Origin of the sequence: Butyrivibrio sp. DSM 10294 (assembly GCF_028539135.1) — a bacterium.
Lineage (GTDB): Bacteria > Bacillota > Clostridia > Lachnospirales > Lachnospiraceae > Butyrivibrio.
Genome location: NZ_JANSWL010000087.1, coordinates 308,140 through 328,599 on the forward strand (window position 1 = coordinate 308,140; position 20,460 = coordinate 328,599).

Genomic DNA, 20,460 nt, shown 5'->3' on the forward strand with positions numbered 1-20,460 from the left:
GCCCATATTTTTGCAAGGAGAAATTGCCGATATCCCGCCAAAGATTGTGAACAAAGGCTGAACTCTGCACAAAACCACTATACATCAACATTTAGCGATGATAAAATGGCGCTGCGTAAAGCATATTTTACAGCGTGGAGGGTAATAGTGTAATGAAAAAAGCAGTAGTGCGAAGGGGATTAGCATTTCTACTGGCATTTTCCATGGGGATTTCTACAAACCATATTTTGTCTTATGCCGGTGATCAGGCTGATATTTCCCAATTTGTAAATGATGAAGATGTAATTATCGATGAGGACACATTAGATCCGACAGATGAGGTCACCACTTCCGATGAAGTTATTGACGCAGATGAGACAATCACTGCATCAGAAGAACTCACAGAGTTGGAACCAATAGAGGAAGAACTCACAGAGGAAGACTCTGAAAAAGAAGACTCCGAAGAAGTTACTCCAATTGAGGAAGCAGAACTTACCGAACAAGTTCTCACCTCCGGAGATTTTAAATACACAGTAAGCAGTGGTAAAGCCGTTATCACTAAATATACCGGTAGTAAAGATTTCGTAACTATCCCTGAGACTCTTGGTGGATATACCGTTACAGCCATTGGAGACAAGGCGTTTTTTGGCAACGATAAAGTAACGACGATCCGAATGTCTCAGACATTAGAGTCTTTTGGTGAGTATGCATTTGCATCCTGCACCTCACTGGGTGATATATGGCTTTCCCAAGGTCTTAAATCCATCGGCGATCACTGTTTCGATAATTGTCCTGAACTTAATCAGCTCACCTTGTATGAAAACATTGAAACAGTCGGAAAAAACGCTTTCCCTGACCTCAGAATTTTATATTTAAACAACCTAAAAACAATTCCCGATAACTGTTGCAAGGGATGCAGTAAATTGAGAAGCTTACAGACATCAAACTGTACGGAGCTGGAATACATAGGCGAAAATGCCTTCTATGGCTGTACTTCCTTACCTGAATTGAACATACCAAATTCAGTTATCGAAATAGGAGACAATGCTTTCTATGGCTGCAGCGGTGTAACCCATATTAATGGCGGACAAAAAGTGCAGCGCATCGGAGAAAATTGTTTCTATGGCTGTGAGAAGATCTTTATGCCTTATTTACCCCAAACAGTGACCTACATTGGGAAAAACGCATTTGCCAAGTGCACAGGATACAATAACATCAAAATCCCAGCCGGCGCAGTTGTGGACACCGGCGCCTTCAGTGACTGCCCCACACTGGATTATGTCACCATACTTGACAATGTTACTCTCAAGGGAAATACCTTCAAGGGATGCGGCAGTTTCAAGGGATTACATATCGGTGAAAACTTCCGAATGACCAAGACCGACTTTGACGGGATAACTTATAAGGGTACAATTGATGGTCTTACCTGGGAAGTGGAAGCGCCATCATTCCACAACCTTATAATCACAGGAACAGGAAGCATTCCCGGCTACTCAAGCACCTCTCCCGCTCCCTGGCAGTCCGCAGCTCCTTTTATATCACAAATAACTATAAAAGGTGATGTAAACAAGATTGGAACGGGTTCTTTTTCCGGTTTTGAGAAGCTTAAAGATGTAGTAATGACAGGATCTGTTCAATATGTGGAAGCTAATGCATGGATTAGTTCTTCGAAGTCAATTGAGTTATCATCTGCTTTGCAAGAATGTTCCGGCAATCATCCTTTTTCATTACCTGATGAAATGATTTTTACCGGGAAAACTGCTCCGAAAATTGAATTAACATATTATCCATGGCTTGACGACTGCACCATTTACTACCCCAGATCCGGCAAGGGATATGATACATCAGAGTGGCAAAGCGCAAGCAAAAGAACCGGTAAATTCATTAAATACGATGATTCCAATGGCGGAACCGAAATCGTTCTTGTCCTGGATACATCCTCCAAAATGTCTCAAAAGCGCATGAACGCCCTCAAAAAAGCCGCAACCGAATTCACCGACTACGTCTGCGGCCCCGAGTATAACACCAGGATATCTGTGGTAACCTGCTCTGACGATTCATATATTGCCGAGGAAGGAACTTTTTTGAAAAGCGTTCCCGACAGGCGCATCAATATGCAGGTAGCAGGTGGCAAGAGCAACTTCCTATCCGCCCTTCAAAGTGCCGATAAAGTGCTTTCAAAGAGCTCCTGCAAGAATAAGTACATTGTAATGTTCAGCCAGGGATCTCCTGACGATAACAAAAAGAGCATATATGAGCAGGCAGATAAACTCAGAACAAAATACGGGATATATACAGTTGGCATCGATGTTACCGGTACCACAGAAGGCAAAACAAGGAAAGAAACCCTGGAAACCATCGCCGGCAGTGAAGACAGATATTTTAACGCCTCATACCTCCTTCCGCTGATTGCTGTTTTCAGAAAGGACATTGAGGTAACTCCTGCCCCCGATGATCCGGAAACAGAACCCACCAAGGTCGAGATCCACAGAGGAACCCCCTGGTACGACGGACTTAACACCACTGCCAAATATGTGACAGGTTCCGAAGAAGTAATTGCGATCAGAGTCACCCCCTCTAAGGAACTGGGTAGTGTCGCAAAGTATGTTGTAGGGCAACATGGTTACAGATCAAACCTCTTTGAGGACACAAACAGAACCTTTTCCATAATCCCCGGCAAACTTTTCAAAGAGAACTATAACCGGGAAAAGAACACCATTAACAGCAATAAGGGCATATACATTAGCCTCCTCGATTCCAAGGGGAATGTACTTGAAACCCTTGACCTCAAAATGGCAATCACCGATGCCTTCAGAGTAACCTACAAAAAAAACGACGGCACCGACACGGTAGTATATACGCAGCTCGTTAAGCCCTGGGAAGATTTCAAGTACGATGCGGTTACACCCATAAGAGGCGGATATAAGTTCGCAGGCTGGTATGATATGGAAAAACCCACTACCAAGCAGGATTTCTTCCATGAGAAAAACAAGGCAAAGAGATATTACATTGAGGATGACATCACACTCTATGCAGCCTGGGAGAAAACCGGTTTTGATTTTGATACCCATACCTGGGGATTTACCAATTCTTCCACTGCTTTTTGTTCACCCTACGAACTGGATTATATTATTGATGGAGCTAATCCCTTCGGATACCTCTATAAATATGACATCCTCAATGAAGATTTTAAGATCCTTCTTGCTAATAACAACAACGCAGATAAAGCTGCATTTAAGGAAGCCAGGGATGAAAGATGGACAGGATCCTGCTTTGGAATGTCTGCCACCGCTGTTTTGTGCAGTCAGAATGTTATTGATACAGAATCCTTTAAAAAGAACCGCCCGAATCCCCGCAGCGTATCAATCAAGGATGATATGCCTTATAAACTGACAGGCAAGTTTGAAAGTCTGATCAATTACTATCAGATTCTTAAATGGAACCGCACTCTTCGTGACATCATCAACAACGCAAGCGCCGAGCATACAAAAGCTGCCGAAGCCTCAAATATCGAAGCAGCTCTTCAAAAAATGAAACAGAATTATGAGCCTGTAGTTCTGTGTGTACTGATTTACAATGGAGGCAGTGACGAAAACCGTGCTGCTCATGCCATCGTGGCCTACGATCTGCAGGAAGTATCCCCGGACACATATAACCTGTCCATATATGACTGCAATTATAATGAGAAACCCTACTTAGCCGTTATCTCAAAGGATTCCGACGGGTACTTTACATGCGACTTCAGCGAACTGGAGAAGGAATACGGAAGCTCCGCTGACATTTTTTTCGGTTCTGTAACCACCGCAGAAGAGATACTAACCAGTTCCGCAGGCCTTACTTCTCCGGGAACCATCGATCCCTACGGAGTAAAAGAATCAGATAAGACAGCCGCCGCTACCTACAGATTAAACACGAGCTACTCTTCATTTACCATCAGCAGCGGCAAAGACTCAGCAACAATACGGTATGGCAAAAAGACCGCAGGCAAACTCAAGATAAGCTGCAAAGGCACTGTCAACCAATGGGGAGAAAATCCGGAATATGAGTTTGAACTGCCTAAGCTCGCAGAAAATAAGAGCTATACCATATCTCCTGACGGCGTCTCTCCGGATCTGTATATAACAACGCTCCACTACAGCTTCGGCGCAGCAGGGTTCCACTCCTCAGTAAAGGCACAGCTCCCCGGCAAAATAACCATCAAATGTGGCGGCAATGTGGAAACCTCCTTCGACGAGGACACCAAGCAACAACTGTTCGTCACAAGCAATGCCGTGTCAATGCCCTGGTACAGCCTGTATGTAACAGCAACAGACAAGGGCGTGTCCACTGAGAACTACAGCGACAGATTCCATGTATCCACCGCTACTCCCGGCAAAACAGCCGAAATCACCGTTGAAGGCGACATCAACAAGACTACCTTTGATGCTCTCACCATTCCCGAAGGCGGAATTGACCTTAAGGAGAATGATGGCAGCTGCGCAGTGATAAGCTCTGATAACAAACCGGTCGATTCAAAAGATTACGGATACTGCGTCATTTTCAATTCTCAGGGAGGCTCCGTAGTGGACACCCTTATGAATGTCAGATCCGGCGAAACCATCAAGGCTCCCACGTCCCCCAAAAAGTATGATCTTTACTTCGCAGGCTGGTTCAAAGACGAAGCCTGCAGCCTTCGCTGGAATTTTGCCAAGGATGTGGTTGAAGCAGATACGACACTTTATGCAGGCTGGTCTACACAGAAAAACTTAAGCAGAACCGTTTCCTTTAATACAGGAACCAAAACAGTTATCAGCCCTGTGACCACCGATGTGGGCAGCACCATAACAAAGCCCTCCGATCCCAAGAGAAGCGGCTATGTCTTCTGCGGCTGGTTCAAGGATGAACAATTCTCTGATGAATGGGATTTTGAAAAAGACGCTGTTGTAAAAGATATCACTCTTTTTGCAAAATGGGCCCAAACCCATGTGGACAAAAACGGAGCTGATACCGGCATAAGCATCGAGATCCTAAGGCCCGAAAGCTATTACTATACAGGCAAAGCTGTTACTCCTTCGATAATTGTAAGAGACGGAAGTAAAGTCCTTAACGCAGGCACAGATTACAAGCTGACCTGCAAGAATAACGTTAAGCCCTGCGAACTGTCAGAGGTCGCAGCAAATGCCCCCCGTGTTCCCCAGGTCATTGTCAAAGGCATGGGTGATTACAAGAACAGCACACCGCTGATAGCTGCCTTTAGTATCCACAAGGCTGACATGGCTGCCATGGACATAACCGTTCCCGAATATGTGCGCGTCAAGGGCAAAAACAAGCTCCAATATGCCGCTGTCACAGTTAAAAACGGTCCCTCTACAGTTAAAAAGAACCTCTATACCGTCAGCTACTATGTGGACGAAGACTTAACAGAAAAAGTCCCCGGAATCACCTTAGAAGGGACCTATTACCTGCAGCTTGAGGCCAACAGCCAAAACGGCCTGTACACCGGTGACTATCAGGGCAAATCCAAGATTTACACCATTACCTGCATCGGCAAAAATGCTACGGTTAAGGGTAAAGCATCATTGTCCTCATCAATGTTTGACTGCACAGGGGTATCCAAATACACAGGCAGACGCGCTCTTCCCACCATCACCACAAGGCTGATCCCTGATCAGGATTATACCGTTTCTTATATGCGTGGTAAGGAAGCCATAACTGCAGATCAGGTCGTAGATGCCGGCAAGTACAGCATAGTCATTACAGGAATTAACAGATACAAAGGCAAAGTGACACTTCCCTACTCAATCACCAAGGCAGACCTTGCAAGCGCTTTTGCCGCAAACAAGCTGAAGGTATCCGTCGATAACAGCGCAGCATATTCTCCTATAGGCGGCATACCAAAAGTAAGTGTATTATACGATTCCAAGCCTCTTACAGAGGGAAAAGACTACAAAGTCACATACTGTAACAACAAAAAGGTTACAAGCGGCAAATACGCCTATATAAAGATTACAGGCCGGGGTAATTTTGCCGGCACAGTATCAGGTAACGGTAAAACAGGAGACTTAAATTATTCCGTCACTCAAAAGAATATTGGTGACAAAGGAATCTACGTCAATCTGGCCAAATGTTCCATGAAAGCCGGAAAGCCAAGCTCTGTCTCCGTAAAACTTACGCAGGACGAAAAAGTCATCCCCGCGTCGGAATATAGTTATGCTCTGTGCGCGGCTGAAAGTAATCAGTACAGCCTCACCATTACCGCCAAAGGTAAGAACTATACAGGCACCCGCACCGTCCTGCTCCCCGGCGATCTGACCGCTATCACGGCCACAAAAAAAGTCAGCATAAAACTTGCTGACAGTAACAAAATCTATTTTACCGGTGAACAGATCACTCCAAAAATAGTCATTACAGATTCTGAGGGCAAGGATATCTCCGACAGCGTGTTCATAACTTACGACAACAATACTTCTGTCGGAACCGGCAAAGTAACCATAACCGGCAATCCCGAAAAAGGCTACTACGGCTCAAAGACTCTTGAATTCAGGATTCTTCCCAAATGGATGAAGTGGATATGGTAAAAAATAGGAGGGCGAGTATTTTACTCGCCCTCATTGTATCCACTGTCCATTCTCTTGTAGAAGGTAACTTCCGAACCCTCCACCTTCTTGCTGTCATAGGTTCCGGAATCTGCCCGGTTATACAGCTCCTCAAATCCAAAGGTATCTGTAGGATAAAAGAAAGCAGCTCCGATACTGATACTTATCTTGTGTTCCCCAAGCTCCGGAATATCCATTTCATCTATGTGCTCTATCAATCTTTCAATGATCTGATTACCGCCATTCTCTGTATATACCCCGGGAACATAGGCTGCAAACTCATCACCGCCAAGGCGCATTATAATATCCTTTTCTCTGAAGGTCTTGAGCATGGCTTCACCAACTGCCACCAGAACCTTGTCGCCGACTTCATGTCCGAAATGATCATTTACATACTTGAATTTGTCCACATCGAACAAAATGAGCATTCCGCCAACATTTTTCTTAAGAAGATCCCTTATCTTATTCTCTCCGATTCCTCTTCTGTTAATTCCCGTCAGTTGATCGATCTCAGCGAGGTATTGGAGCTTGTCACGGGCTCTCTTTTCATCATCAATTATCTCAGATGCAAAGATGACGTCCTCCACATTCCCGTCTTTATCCCTTTCCACAACGATGAATCTGGCTCTCTGCCATAGATGCTCAAAGCTTAGGAACTCCTGGGCTATAGTATCTCTTCCCTTCATCCTGTCACTTAAAGTGGACAGATCCGTAAAGGTAAGAAGATCCGCCTTGGAACGGTCATCCGCCACAACTGCCGCAGCCTCTTTCATCATAACAGAGGCCTTGTAACCTGCTCCTTCAAAGAACTTCAAGGTCCTGTACTCCGCAACTGCGATTTTCTCATAGGTGTCCTGCTTCATGTCGATCCTGAGTACAGTGGAATAAATATTTGCAATGGCATTAAGATTCTCTGCACGCTGCCTTGCCTTAAGATCACGGAAAAGAGCGATAATATTTAAGACAAGAATAATTACAATACCAAGGAAAAGCATGCCTCCAAACAAGATTGCCGACTTTTTGAGATCATCCAGCTCCGCATCCTCATTGGTGATGGTAACAACATAGAGATTATACAGGATATGCCGTCTCGAGATGATGTATCTGTCTTTTGTGTCGTTTCCTGTCCGAAGTGTAAAAGTGCTCTTTCCTCCGTTTGTCATAATGGCATTGTAAATTGCCTTCTTAAAAGGATCCTGAGATACGGAATAGTCCACTCCCATCTCATCATCATTGGAATTGGCCAGAACAATACCCGCTCCGTTCATGGCAAGAACCATATGGCTTTCATCTGCCGTAACTCCGCTGGTTGTCATCTTCTTGAAGGTTTCGTAATCTATTGCAAAAGCAATAACACTCTCTCCATCCTTAAGCATCTTGACCGCTGTAATAACATACTCATCGGTTCTTTTGTTAAAATACGGTCCTACAAGGACATACTGCCCATTGGCCTTAATAGCTTCCTGATACCATACTCGCTCTGTGGGATCGTAGTTCTCAGGGTTCCAGCCAAGGCCGTGAAGGAACTTGCCGTCAAATACGCCGAATATTCCGCGCGCTCCTGTGGAAGATACAATTCCCAGTCTCTCAGACTCATAGGTAATAAATTGCAGCATAGTCTCCTCAGAAGCATCTGTGTCCAGCATATATTCAAGCGTCGCCGTGGATCCCTTAAGCACATTGTCAATCTGGGTCAGATACAAGTCAAAGGTCCCCTCCACCTGATATGACGCATTTTCGCACTTGCATATGAGGTTATTCTCATACAGATTCACAAACCTGAAATACATAATAAAAAAGGCCGCAAAAAATAAAAGCGGCCATACAATGAACGGTAGAATGTTTAGAAACCTTATCTTCTTTAAGTTTGTCGGTAATCCCAATAATCGTTTCATAATATTCTTTCTCAAATACCCACGATTATATTATAACTTTTGTAGAGGTTTCGTAATCATAAAAAAGATTAAATATTAACTGAATTAAGTATAAATATTATTTTCAGATCTTTCTTGTGGACTCTCCCTCGATGAGTTCTCCCGGAAATACTATATGCTTATGTCTGCTCTCTCCGTCAATAATGTCAAACAAAAGCTTCATGGTCTCCTTGGAGATATCTCCCATGGGTTGGCGGATGGTCGTAAGTCTGGGAACACAGTAGGCTGCCAGTTCCTGTCCGTCAAAGCCTGCAAGAGAAACATCTTCGGGAACTCTTACTCCTGCATCGGCAAAGGCCCTCAGCGCACCAATTGCAAGAACGTCGGATACACAGTACAAAGCAGTGAATTCCTCTCCGGAATCAATAAGTGCCTTGGCGGTATCATAACCGTTCTGCATGGTGTAGATTCTTTTATCAACGTATCTGATAAGGTTATTGTTAACTTCGATATTGTTATCTTTAAGCGCCTCCAGATAGCCTTCCAGACGTAGCCTGACAATTGAAGGAGTATCGCTTCCCTCAGCCATGATCGCAATCTTTTTGTGACCAAGGCTGATGAGATACTCGGTGATCTTCTTACTCTCAAAGGCATCGTCAACGGATACTGTAGAATAGGCATTTCTGTTAAGATCATCCGAGATATCGGAACCTATGGTAGCAAATACCACAGGGACATTTAACTGCTTGACCTTGTCTGACGCATGCTTGGTGCTGCCTCCCATGAAGATGATGCCCCTGAGCCTCTTCTCCTTCTCAAGCTCCAGAGCGACATCCACCTCATCCTCATAGGCCTCAACATGCCTAAGAACCAGTGCGTAGCCCCTCTTCTCGGTCTCATGCTCCACCACCTCGATCATAGGTGAGAAAAAGGGATTGGTGATACCCTTAACCAGCACGGCGATGCACTTGGCATCGGTTCTCTTAAGGTTCCTGGCGCTGTTATTGGGTATGTAGCCGGTCTCCTTGATCACAGCCATTATCTTTTTCTTGGTCTCAGGATTGATATCCGAGTGATTATTGATAGCTCTGGATACGGTACTGACGCCAACGCCGCATCTTTTTGCTATTTCTACGATCGTTATTTCTGCCATATCTGTACTCTCACATATTTGGTATAGGAAGCTGCAAAATCACTTCAGCCTGCGGTATATTCTAGCATAATCGTGCATCTTCTGACAAAGCTCTTTTGTAAGGGCGTCCTTCTTCATTCTCCACACCCAGTTGCCGCCAAGAGTAGAAGGTGTATTGATGCGGGCGTAGGCAGGAAGTTCCAGATAGTCCTGCATCGGAATGATGACAGTGTCGGAGACGCTGGCAAATGCCGCTCTTATGCACTCCCATACCGCATCCTTGGCATAGTGGATCCCCAGATATTCCTTGCAGAATTTCTTGTCCGCCCTTGGAAGCTGATCAAACCAGCCCCTGGTGGTCTCATTGTCATGGGTTCCTGTATAAACTATGCAGTTCCTGGTGTAATTGTGAGGAAGGTAATCACTCTCCTCCCTGGAATCAAAGGCAAACTGAAGTATCTTCATTCCGGGGAAGCCTGTCTTTTGAACAAGCTTTATAACAGATGGTGTAAGGAAACCAAGATCCTCTGCGATAACTCTCCTCTCACCAAGTTCCTTCTTCATGGTGTCGAACAGATCGTAGCCCGGTCCCTTTCTCCATTCTCCGATCTCCGCAGTGGAATTGCCAAAGGGGATTGCATAGTACTCATCAAAGCCCCTGAAATGGTCGATCCTGACCACATCGTAGAGCTTGTAGCACTGGGCGATTCTCTTCATCCACCACTTATAGCCGGTCTTCTTGTGATAGTCCCAGCGGTACAAAGGATTGCCCCAGAGCTGACCTGTTGCGCTGAAGGCATCCGGAGGACATCCTGCAACATCAATCGGTGTATTGTTCTTATCCAGCAAAAACAGCTCCGGATTGGCCCAGGTATCTGCGCTGTCAAAGGCAACATAGATCGGAATATCACCGATAATATCTATTCCCTTCTCATTGGCATAGCTCTTAAGCTGTGACCACTGCTTGGCAAACAGATACTGAAGGAAACTGTAGAAATCGATCTCCTTGGCATATTTGGCTGTTGCTTCCTTGATCGCCGCTGTCTTTCTGAGTCTTACACCCTCATCCCAGGTATTCCATGCCCTTCCGTCGTAGGCATTCTTAAGAGCCATGAAAAGAGCATAATCAAAGAGCCAGTCATTGTCTTTATCCTTCTTGAAGGCTTCAAATTCTTTTTTGATGGTTGCTGCGTCCTTGGCCTTATCTCTGTTCTCATAGGCCTTCATAAGTAGCTTGAAACGGGCTCTGTACATCTTCTCGTAGTCGATGTATTCCTCAGAGCCGCCAAAATCACACTTATCAGCCTCAGCTTTGGTCAAAAGCCCCTCTTCGATAAGTGTGTTTATGTCAATAAAATAAGGGTTTCCCGCAAAAGTCGAAAATGACTGATACGGTGAATCACCATAGCTGGTCTGTCCCAGCGGCAGAAGCTGCCAGTAACTTTGTCCGGCCTCCTTAAGAAAGTCCACAAACTTATAAGCCTCCTTTGAGAAAGTGCCGATTCCGTATTCCGACGGCAGCGAGAATATGGGAAGAAGCACTCCGCAGGCCCTACTACCCTTCTTTTTAGCCATAATAACCCCTTTCTGAGAAAAAAATTTCCGGAAATAATGCACGTTCCCGGTAACGTTTCCATAAATCTATGGTATCAGTTTTTGGCAATGATTTCAAGAGACGCTAAAAAACATATTAAAATTGTTAAAAAAGCGGTAATTCATTTGAAGAAAGCGGCAACCCGTGCTATATTTAAACTAGACCAACATGGTCAACAGGCTTGAAGACAGGACCGAAATTATGAATGAAAAATTCTTTGAATTAAAAAAAGAAAAACAGGATCGCATGATCAATGCTGCTCTCTACGTCTTTGCCCAGTATGGCTACTATCACGCCAGCACCGACGAGATTGTTAAGCATGCGGGCATCAGCAAGGGACTTCTTTTCCATTATTTTGTAAGTAAGATCGGGCTCTACGCCTTCTTGTACGACTATGCCACAAGATTCGTGACCTTAGAGCTTACTCAGAATGTGGAAAAAAATGAGGATCGTTATTTTGAACTCTATAATCAGATAACCTCCGCCAAGGCTGCTGCCATGTCCCAGTATCCTTATATCTTCATCTTCCTTGACAGAGCCGATGAGGAGACCCACCCTGAAGCTGTTGCGGAGATAACCGAGAGAAGGGACAAATACAGAAGGATCATGGTGGCTCTTAAGGAGAGAGCTGATATCACCGGCTTTGCCCCCGGCGTTGACTACGCTAAGATCGGAGAGATTCTGGATTATACCATTGAAGGAATTCTTCTTAAGAATGTAAAGAGCGAAAACTTCAGATCTGACCTGTTTCTTGAGGAAGCAGAGGAATATATAGATATGATTAAGCAAATGTCCTATGAAAAGGAACAAGGCTAAAACAGGACATCTGCAAAACAAGGAGGCTGACATGAGTAAGTTCTTAGTTGCAGGCGTTACACAGATTGAGACCATCGTCAGGGTGGACAAGATTCCCGTTAGCTATGCACCGCTTACCAGCGTGAATGATTCCATTTTTACAGCTGTGGGCGGAGATGCTTACAATGAGTCCCTGGCACTTAAGTGGCTTGGAGATGATGTTACCTTTATGTCCATCGTTGGCAGAAATCAGGACCTTAGCATCATCAATCCTCCGGACAGAAAGATAACCCTGTCCACCGATTATATCATTCCTCAGATGAAAGAGACCCCCACTGAGGTGGTTCTCTATGACAGAGACAGGAAGCAGCAGATTTTTGAGGATATCAAGGATCTTCGTGACAACGTATATGACATGTCAATGGTGACTCCCATAGCTGAGAGCTGCGATATGATGATCCTTGCCAATGCCAACTTCTGCCGTCCCTTTGCCAAGGCAGCCGTTGAGCATAATAAACCCATCGCCGTAAATATCAGAAACTACAACCCTGAAAAGGAAAAATACAACACTGACTTCCTTGAGCCCGCCAAGGTTCTCTACTTCAGCGACGACACACTCCATGAAGATCCTTACGAATTCATAGACAGAATGGCCGCCACCTACGGAACAGAGATCATTATTCTGGGACAGGGCCGTGAAGGTCTTATCCTCTTTGACAAGACCAAGGACGTGAGAGTTCATTACAAAACAGTTAAGACCAACGAGGTTGTTAATACAATAGGTGCCGGAAACGCCCTGTTTGCCTGCTTCCTTCACTATTACATGGAGACCGGCGACAGCGTTAATGCCATCAAGAATGCACTTTTGTTTGCCTCCTACAAGATAGGCTACATGGGCACTTCCAATGGTTTCATGACCACGGAGCAGCTTGAACAGTGGCGTAATCTGATCTGGGGCATCAAGAAAAATGAGTGGACTAATGATTAACTTCTCAAAACCTCTTTCATTTGCCCGATTTTTGTATTAAAATGACTTTAGTGTTTTCAAAAGAGGAGGATATCATTATGTCTAAAAATAACGGGTTTGGCAAATTCCTTTTGTTCTGTGCTGCTGTGGGGGCCGCTTTCGCAGGAATTTACTATTATCTGACCAAGAGAGATGAGCGTATTGCCGAGGGCTTCGATGATGACGACTTCGATGATTTCGATGACTTTGAGGATGACGACTTCGACACTACCTCAGATTTCAAGTTCGGCTCCAGAAAATATGTAGATATCACATCCGGTGATGAAGCAGAAGAATCAGACAAGACAGAACCGGCTAAACAGGCTTCTTCAGATGATAAGAAAGACAGTGATGAGCCCGATGAGTCAGAAGAGTTCTTCGACGACGAGAAGTAATTTCTGAATTTCTTACAATACAAATACAGCGGTATGATCCGATGGACCATACCGCTTTTTTATTGTCTTAATATCTGATCTTACTCGTCGTCCTTCTCTGCCAGCATCTCCTTGAGGTAACGGGCCTTGTCCTTGATACGGGAATTGGCCACACGGGAGATAAGGATCTCTCCTATCATCTTGCTGGCGATATCCCTCTGATCTGTCTCCACCGCAAGGGCAGCCACCAGATAATCAAGGGTAGAGGAATCCATTCCGGCAATGGGGAATTCCTCCGATTGTCTTGCCATAACGAAGCCGTCCAGAGCGTTCTTAAGAAGCTCCTTCTCCTGTGCATCGTTCTCTTCCTTCTTCTTCTCATAGCCCTCTTCCGAAGGATCAAGGCGCTGGGTCTCGCCTCTTATAACCCAGGCAGTCTTAAGGCAGATATAGGCCTTCTCACTGTTCTTGGCCTTCTTGACCATTGCATTGGCAAGGGCCAGCTGATACAGGCTCCTGGCATAATCATAGGAATAGGTCGGGCCTTCATTTTCCATCCTCTTATAGTTCATACTGATCTGTTTTCTGATATCATCGATCTGGTATTTGTTCAAGGTAGTAAAATACCTGCCAAGGGCTGCATAGCCGCAGTCAGGGCATGCGATAACATCATACTTGTTCTGATCAAGCTCATCGTAGTCCGGGCGAAGGTCGATATCAACATTTTTCATTCTGACCTTACCGGTTCTTACAGTCTTGACCTCGAAATCAGTTTCGCAGACAGGACATTTGTATTTTTTGTCGAATAGATAATCCTCTTCATTTACAAGAGACAACTTCTTAACAGGAGCTTCTTCCTTCTTAACCGTTGTCTGTTTCTTCTTAGGATCCTCAAAAAGTTCCCCTTTGCCGATGCCACCAAGTCCAAGTTTCTCAAGTCCGGAAAAAATACCCATAACCTATACCTCTTTTCTTAAGCTGATCAGTTTTTAGGTAATACAAAAGAACTCTTAAGTGATACTATCCTGTTAAATACAGGAGCTCCAGGTTTGGAATCCTTGCTGTCTACGCAGAAGAATCCGTTTCTTACAAACTGGAATTTATCGTAAGCTACTGCCTTACCAAGTTCAGGCTCCAGCTTAGCTTCTTTGATAACGGTGATGGAATTGGGATTGAGATTAAGTGATCCATCCTCGTTATATACGCCCTTCTCCTCATCAATTATATTCTCATACAGACGAACCTCTGCTGTAACTGCCTCTTTTGCGGCAACCCAGTGAATGGTTCCCTTGACCTTCCTTCCGTCTGGGCTGTCGCCGCCCTTGGTTGCAGGGTCGTAGGTGCAGTGAATCTCTGTCACAACGCCGTTCTCATCCTTCTCAAAGCCTGTGCAGGTCACAAAGTAAGCATTCATAAGTCTTACTTCGTTGCCGGGGAACAGACGGAAGTACTTCTTTGGAGGCTCCTCCATAAAGTCTTCTCTCTCGATCCACAGCTCTTTGCCGAAAGGAATCTGACGCTTGCCCATCTCGGGAACTTCCTTGTTGTTCTCGATGTCAAGGTACTCAGTCTCGCCCTCAGGATAGTTGTCGATAATGAGTTTAACAGGATCAAGAATAGCGCACATTCTCTTAGCTTTGAGCTTAAGATCCTCTCTGATGCAGTACTCAAGCATTGCATACTCAGCTGTTGAGTTGGCCTTACTGATACCGCACATATCAACGAACATCTTGATGGACTCGGGAGTAAACCCGCGTCTTCTAAGGGATGCGATGGTTACAAGTCTGGGATCATCCCATCCGTCAACGATACCGTCCTCTACAAGGCGCTTGATATATCTCTTACCTGTAACAACGTTGTTGAGGTAGAGCTTGGCGAACTCGATCTGACGAGGAGGGTTCTTGTACTCACACTCATTTTTTACCCAGTCATAGAGAGGTCTGTGATCCTCAAACTCCAGGGTACAGAGTGAATGAGTGATTCCCTCGATGGCGTCCTCAATAGGATGAGCAAAGTCATACATAGGATAGATGCACCACTTGTCGCCTGTTCTTGCATGTGTCATATGAGCAACACGATAGATGATAGGATCTCTCATGTTGATGTTAGGTGAAGCCATATCGATCTTGGCACGAAGAGTTACTGTGCCGTCCTCGAACTTGCCGTTCTTCATATCTTCGAAGAGTCTTAAGTTCTCCTCTACGCTTCTGTCTCTGTTGGGATCATCCTTACCGGGCTCTGTGAGGGTTCCTCTGTACTCTCTCATCTCCTCGGCGGTCAGCTCGGAAACATAAGCCTTGCCCTTCTTGATGAGCTTAACGGCGTCCTCATACATCTCGTCAAAATAATCGGAAGCGTGGAAGAGTCTGTCCTCATAATCTGCTCCCAGCCACTTAACATCCTCGATGATGGAATCCATGAATTCCTGCTTCTCCTTGGTAGGATTGGTATCATCGAATCTCATGTTGAATTTGCCGCCGTACTCCTTGGCCATGCCATAGTTAAGAAGGATACTCTTAGCATGTCCAATATGTAAAAAACCGTTGGGCTCGGGAGGGAAACGTGTGTGAACGTGATCGTAAACTCCCTCTGCCAGGTCCTTGTCAATTGCCTGTTCAATGAAATGTCTTGAAGGTGTATTATCACCCTCGGCATTCTCGCCTAAATTCTTGATTACTTCTTCTGCCATTGCTGATAAAACCAACTTTCTACTTATTTTGGGTTTACTGATAAGTAAACAGACTTATCGGTATAAACCATATCACCATATTATAACATAGAACGATTGTCAAATTCTATTCACAGGGTCACCAAAAATCTTTAGTCATATACATACTTCTCTTCAAAAGCAGCCCTTCTTATAGGTTTGTCAAAATAGAAGCCCTGAATATATTTAACTCCCATTCCCTTGATAGCTTCCAGCTGCTCTGCCGTCTCAATTCCTTCAACGCAGATCTCAGCTCCGATGGTCTGCCCCAACTCAGCCATCATCTTGATGAAGGCCCTTGAGTATTCACTGGTGGCTACATCCTTAACAAAATCCTTGTCAATCTTGATGATATCAAAGGGAAGTGCCCTGATACTGCTAATAGCCGTATATCCCGTTCCGAAGTCATCAAGGGCAAGCCTTACTCCCAGATCCTTGATATCCAGAAGAGTCTGCTTGGTTCTTGCCAGATCGTTGATGGCAAGGCGCTCCGTCAGCTCCAGGATAAGGTTATTGGGATTGATATGATTATCTTCTATACACTGTCTGATAACATCAACTATATCGTTCTGCATTATCTGAACAACAGAAAGATTTACGCTGACAGCGTAGTCCCCCTTGCCGGCTTCATTCCACTGTCTGCAGCATTCACAGGCCTTTTTGAGCACATGATTACCGATAGGAGTAATAAGCCCCAGATATTCCGCAAGAGGCACGAATTCATCGGGATTAAGGAAGCCCAGCCTTGTGCTGTTCCAGCGAACAAGGGCCTCTGCTGCAATATGCTTCTCCTCATCCTTCTCACCGTTTCCGATTGCCGCTCCGCTGATGATGGGCTGGAAGTATACCTCAAACTCGTTGCAGCTCTTACCGATGGCATCATACATATTTTTCTCAAGGTCCAGTCTGTGTATTGATGAGGAATCGATGTTATCTGAATATTCCGCAATCCTGTTCTTACCGGACTTCTTGGCTTCATACATGGCAACGTCAGATTTTCTGATAAGTTCAGAAACATTATCGCCATGCTCCGGGAACTTAACAACGCCCATACTCATGGTGCAGTAATAATCGCTGTCCTTGAGATACCAGGGCGTAGCAAACGCATTCTTGATTTCCTCCATGATCTTATCCATTCTGTAATAGCTCTCAGGAGGAACTATGATTACGAACTCATCGCCGCCCATACGGTAGCAGGAGTTACTGATACCCTCAATGCGTCCCACAGCCTTGGAGATATCCTGAAGAAGGATGTCACCGTACTGGTGCCCCAGGCTGTCATTGATATGCTTGAAGTCATCCAGATCCAGATACATCAGTGCACCTGTGGTTCCGTTCTGTCTTGCCTCATCCACATATCTGGCCAGATCCTTTTCGCAGCACATCCTGTTATAGAGGCCTGTCAGGAAGTCTGTGTAGGCCTGCTGCTCTATTCTTCTCTGATAGAGTTTTTTCTCTGTAATATCGTAAATAGCGCACAAAGACACGGGACGACCGTCCACCCATTTAATTCTGGTGTAATATACGTCGTACCATTTCTCTCTCTGCTTGTGATGCACCTCGTAGTTGCCGGAATGGCTTCTGGAGGGAATATTTGATTCAAACAGCTCAATTAGTCTGTTCTCCGCAAGTTCCTTACTAAAGTTCTTTTTGAAGCTCCTGTTGGCAAAAAGAAGAACTCCCGTGCCGATATCTCTTACATAAATGGAGCTTCCTACATTATCAAGTACCGCTTCCAGTGAGGCAAAAGAGCTGGCCAGGGAATTGGTCTGTATTCTCTTGGTTATGATACTCTGAAGGATCCTTATGGTGTCATTGATGAACTTGATATCATCGATGGACCAGATGCGGTTTTCCTTGGTCTCAGATAAGCAGGCGTAGAACCTTGGAGCACCATTGATGATAATGGGCATTGAAACAAGCGCCCTAATTCCGAACTGATCCAGCTGCTCTCTTTCTCCTGCATTCATCTGGGTATCGGAGGATATGACAACAGCCTTCTCATTGCCAAGAAACCAGCATACTTCCTGGTCCGTGGTATCAGTGAACATCTTTTTTACACCCGGAGCTGTCCACTGAACTATTATGTCCATAAGGCCTCGGGTTCCAATTTTGCAGGTAAAACCGTTACTGATCTGCAGATAGGAACAGAGCTTGGACAGTACTGTGGCCATAATGTTCTCTATGGTCTCATCGCTGTCAAGGAGGGATACGATCTCGGTCATGGTCTCAGCTCTGTGGAAAGAGGTGGTCATCTCCAGCTCCTGCTGCCTTGACTCCTTGCTCTTGGCAACAGCAATAGACCTGGAGGTCTCAACGCCAATAAGGGCATTAAGGGTCTCCCGGAGCAGATCCAAAACCTTATAAAATTTCATCTCGGAAATCTGATACCCAAAAGATTCTATGGGCGGTAAGTGAAAGAACTCTTTTTCATAGTCTGCTTCAGGAAAAACTCCGCAGACAATCCAGACAGCGGCGGCAATGCCGTTATGTCGCACTGCCACAGCCGCAAGCCGAAGATTAGGCACTTCGGTGATCTCCACCGCCTGATCCTCCAGCTCGCTCTCTGACACGCGTTTGTAGATATTGTGGATGCGTACATCCGTTACATATTTTCTTATTACTTCCACATCCGAAGGGTTACCGGAAAAGTGGCTGATGGGAGCTCCATCCTCATCAAGGCACAGAGCATATACTCCGGCCAGCTCGCAGAAGTGGTCCTGCCAGGACTGTATCTCTTTGGCATTTTTGAGCGCAAAACTCCCAAGGACTCCCATTGTAGTCTCTTCGGAGCCCATTTTTGCGGTCTTCTCAAGTTCCTCTAAAGATACCGTATCCTGCACTTTTCCCCCTCAAGAAATATGCTAGTATGCTTATCTTAAATTGTTAGTCAATCACAGTGCGCTGTAGTTAGGCGCCTCCTTGGTGATCTGGATATCGTGAGGATGTGACTCTCTAAGGGCTGCTGCAGACATCTTGATAAATCTGCCATTCTCCTTGAGCTCGTCAATTGTTGCACATCCGCAGTAACCCATACCTGAACGAAGACCGCCCATAAGCTGGAATACTGTGTCCTCAACTGTTCCCTTGTATGCTACGCGCCCCTCAACGCCCTCGGGAACAAGCTTCTTGGCATCTTCCTGGAAATAGCGATCCTTTGAACCGTTCTCCATGGCTGCGATTGAACCCATGCCACGATATACCTTGTATTTTCTGCCCTGATATAACTCGAACTCACCGGGAGCCTCATCACATCCGGCAAACATTGAACCCATCATTACGATATTACCGCCTGCGGCGATAGCCTTGGTAATATCTCCGGAATACTTGATACCACCATCAGCGATGATCGGTACACCATACTCCCTTGCAACTGCGTAGCAGTCCATGATAGCAGTGATCTGAGGAACACCGATACCTGCAACCACACGGGTTGTACAGATGGAACCGGGTCCGATACCAACCTTGACAGCATCAGCACCTGCCTCAATAAGAGCCTTGGTAGCTGCGCCTGTTGCCACGTTACCTGCAATTACCTGAAGATCCGGGAATTTCTCCTTGATCATTCTAAGGCACTTAAGAACGTTCTCTGAATGTCCGTGAGCGGAATCAAGAACGATAGCATCAACCTTTGCATCAACAAGGGCTGCAACACGGTCAAGGCAGTTAGCTGAAATACCAACACCTGCGCCGCAGAGAAGTCTTCCCTGATCATCCTTGGCTGAAAGAGGATATTTAATAGTTTTCTCAATATCCTTGATAGTGATAAGACCTACAAGATTGTAGTTGTCATCTACAATAGGAAGCTTCTCCTTCTTGGACTTGGCCAGAATGCTCTTGGCCTCCTCAAGGGTGATACCTTCCTTGGCTGTAACGAGGTTCTCGGAAGTCATAACCTCTTTTATCTTCTGTGAGAAATCCTTCTCAAACTTAAGATCACGGTTAGTTATGATACCTACCAGCTTCTTACCCTCTGTGATAGGTACACCTGAAATACGGAACTTGGCCATAAGTGAATCTGCGTCAGCCAGTGTGTGCTCCGGTGAAAGTGAAAATGGATCTGTAATAACTCCGTTCTCTGATCTCTTAACCTTGTCTACCTCATCGGCCTGTGCCTCTATAGACATGTTCTTGTGAATGATGCCGATACCGCCCTGTCTTGCCATGGCGATGGCCATTCTGTGCTCGGTAACTGTGTCCATTCCCGCACTCATCATCGGAATGTTAAGCTTGATCTTCTTGGTCAGGTAAGTACTAACATCCACCTGATTAGGTATAACCTGCGAATAAGCAGGCACCAAAAGTACGTCATCAAAGGTAATTCCTTCACCGATAATCTGTCCCATCTTGTCTCTCTCCGTTCTTCCCAAAAACTATAATCTTGTCAGCAGTTACTGTAACCTTACCCCTAAATACTTATTAAC

The 20,460-nt window shown here is 45.3% G+C and carries 11 protein-coding genes; 4 read left to right on the forward strand and 7 right to left on the reverse strand.

Going from position 1 to position 20,460, the window contains the following annotated elements:
* Positions 1–152: 152 nt before the first annotated feature.
* Positions 153–6,536: a leucine-rich repeat protein gene (locus NXH67_RS15250; protein ID WP_272797944.1), complete on the forward strand. Its 6,384-nt coding sequence runs from the start codon at positions 153–155 to the stop codon at positions 6,534–6,536.
* 20 nt (positions 6,537–6,556) lie between these two features.
* Here NXH67_RS15250 and NXH67_RS15255 read toward each other — a convergent pair whose 3' ends face one another.
* From NXH67_RS15255 to malQ, 3 genes are all read right to left on the reverse strand, one after another.
* Positions 6,557–8,344 (reverse strand): sensor domain-containing diguanylate cyclase, encoded by a 1,788-nt coding sequence (locus NXH67_RS15255; protein WP_272797945.1) that lies wholly within the window; start codon positions 8,342–8,344, stop codon positions 6,557–6,559.
* A 208-nt stretch (positions 8,345–8,552) separates the two neighbouring features.
* Positions 8,553–9,581: a LacI family DNA-binding transcriptional regulator gene (locus NXH67_RS15260; protein WP_272797946.1), complete on the reverse strand. Its 1,029-nt coding sequence runs from the start codon at positions 9,579–9,581 to the stop codon at positions 8,553–8,555.
* Positions 9,582–9,620: 39 nt separating this feature from the next.
* Positions 9,621–11,135, reverse strand: coding sequence for a 4-alpha-glucanotransferase (gene malQ, locus NXH67_RS15265; protein ID WP_272797947.1), 1,515 nt, complete (start codon positions 11,133–11,135; stop codon positions 9,621–9,623).
* Between the two features lie 187 nt (positions 11,136–11,322).
* Between malQ and NXH67_RS15270 the strand changes: the two genes are divergently transcribed.
* The 3 genes from NXH67_RS15270 to NXH67_RS15280 all read left to right on the forward strand — a co-directional run bounded on the left by NXH67_RS15270 (position 11,323) and on the right by NXH67_RS15280 (position 13,350).
* Entirely contained in the window at positions 11,323–11,970 is a 648-nt protein-coding gene (locus NXH67_RS15270) for a TetR/AcrR family transcriptional regulator (protein ID WP_022779168.1), read from the forward strand.
* 31 nt (positions 11,971–12,001) lie between these two features.
* Positions 12,002–12,937: a carbohydrate kinase family protein gene (locus NXH67_RS15275; RefSeq protein WP_022779167.1), complete on the forward strand. Its 936-nt coding sequence runs from the start codon at positions 12,002–12,004 to the stop codon at positions 12,935–12,937.
* A 77-nt stretch (positions 12,938–13,014) separates the two neighbouring features.
* On the forward strand, positions 13,015–13,350 hold the full coding sequence (locus NXH67_RS15280) for a hypothetical protein (RefSeq protein WP_022779166.1): 336 nt from the start codon (positions 13,015–13,017) through the stop codon (positions 13,348–13,350).
* 80 nt (positions 13,351–13,430) lie between these two features.
* Here the strand turns inward: NXH67_RS15280 and NXH67_RS15285 are convergent, their stop codons facing one another.
* The 4 genes from NXH67_RS15285 to guaB form a co-directional block, all read right to left on the reverse strand.
* Positions 13,431–14,285: a DUF2225 domain-containing protein gene (locus NXH67_RS15285; protein ID WP_022779165.1), complete on the reverse strand. Its 855-nt coding sequence runs from the start codon at positions 14,283–14,285 to the stop codon at positions 13,431–13,433.
* Positions 14,286–14,311: 26 nt separating this feature from the next.
* Positions 14,312–16,018: a glutamine--tRNA ligase/YqeY domain fusion protein gene (locus NXH67_RS15290; protein WP_022779164.1), complete on the reverse strand. Its 1,707-nt coding sequence runs from the start codon at positions 16,016–16,018 to the stop codon at positions 14,312–14,314.
* 131 nt (positions 16,019–16,149) lie between these two features.
* The gene (locus NXH67_RS15295; RefSeq protein ID WP_272797948.1) at positions 16,150–18,879 is read right to left on the reverse strand and encodes a putative bifunctional diguanylate cyclase/phosphodiesterase; all 2,730 of its coding nucleotides are present in this window, start codon (positions 18,877–18,879) and stop codon (positions 16,150–16,152) included.
* Positions 18,880–18,930: 51 nt separating this feature from the next.
* A complete protein-coding gene (gene guaB, locus NXH67_RS15300; protein ID WP_022779162.1) occupies positions 18,931–20,382 on the reverse strand; it encodes an IMP dehydrogenase in 1,452 nt (483 codons plus the stop codon).
* Positions 20,383–20,460: the final 78 nt, after the last annotated feature.